Below are 1262 nucleotides of genomic sequence, written 5' to 3' on the forward strand. Positions count from 1 at the left end.
TGATCCTCCCTCGTTTGAGTGGACACCCATGCTAGCTTTTCGGAGCTGGAGAGGAGTGTCTGATGAGCGTGAAGCGTCGGGTCTTTCCGGAGACCTTCAAACGAGAAGCGGTTGATCGTGTCGCCACGAGCGGCCTGTCGGCCGGCGCGGTGGCCCGGGAGTTGGGCCTGCACGAGACGGTGCTGCGACGATGGATGATGCAGTACGGGACGCAGGCGACGGGGGCGGCGCGGCGCCCCAACACGCAAGCGCCGGCTCCGTCGCCGTCTGATCTGGCCGCCGAGAACGCCCGGCTGCGCCGGGAGAACGATCATCTGCGGATGGAGCGAGACATCCTAAAAAAAGCCGCGCTCATCTTCGGAGCGGCCTCCCGATGAAGTTCGGGTTCGTCGATGAGCATCGCGGCGCCTGGCCGGTTCGGATGATGTGTCGGGTCCTGGGCCTGTCGGCCAGCGGCTACTACGCCTGGCGCGTCAGGCCCGAGAGCCAGCGGGCGGCGGCCAATCGCGCGCTGACCGAGGACATCCGCCTGATCCATGCCGAGAGCTGCGGGACCTACGGTTCGCCGCGCGTCCACGCCGTCCTGCGCGGCCATGGGCGCCGGGTTGGGCGCTCGCGGGTCGAGCGGCTGATGCGCCGGGCCGGCCTGCGAGGCTTGGCTGCTTTGCCCCGCCGCACGCGCACGACCGACAGCCGCCATGGCTATCCGATCGCGCCCAACAGGCTCGCCCGCAACTTCCAGGCGGCGGCGCCAGGCCAAGTCTGGCTCGCCGATCTCACCTACATCCCGACCGGCGAAGGCTGGCTCTACCTGGCTGGCGTCCTCGACATGCACACCCGCAAGCTCGTCGGCTGGTCGATGCGCGACACCCTGCACACCCAGATCGCCCTGGAGGCCCTGACCATGGCCATCGCGCGCCAAAAGCCCGCGCCGGGCCTCATCCATCATTCGGATCGCGGCATTCAATACGCCGCCGAGGCCTATCGCTTGGCTCTGGCCCAGGCCGGGATCACCCCATCCATGAGCCGCAAGGGCGACTGCTGGGACAACGCCCCGATGGAAAGCTTCTTCCACACCCTCAAGACCGAGCGCGTCCATCACCGGATTTACGCCACCCGCGCCGAGGCCCGCCGCGACCTGTTCGGCTACATCGAGGGCTTCTACAATTCACGTCGCCTGCACTCGGCTCTGGGCTATATCAGCCCTGCCGAGGCCGAACGCAGAGCGGCTTAACCCCGTCCACTTTCTCGGGGGAAGATCA

General features: G+C 67.6%; 1 protein-coding gene. It reads left to right on the plus strand.

Annotated features, from left to right (window positions below; translation table 11 throughout):
- The first annotated feature begins 62 nt into the window (after window positions 1-62).
- A protein-coding gene (locus tag I4Q42_RS25795; protein ID WP_198578969.1) for an IS3 family transposase occupies window positions 63-1234 on the plus strand; the annotation gives its coding sequence in 2 pieces (ribosomal slippage) (window positions 63-336 and window positions 336-1234; 1173 coding nt in all).
- Window positions 1235-1262: the final 28 nt, after the last annotated feature.

Source organism: Caulobacter hibisci, from assembly GCF_016135805.1.
GTDB lineage: Bacteria > Pseudomonadota > Alphaproteobacteria > Caulobacterales > Caulobacteraceae > Caulobacter > Caulobacter hibisci.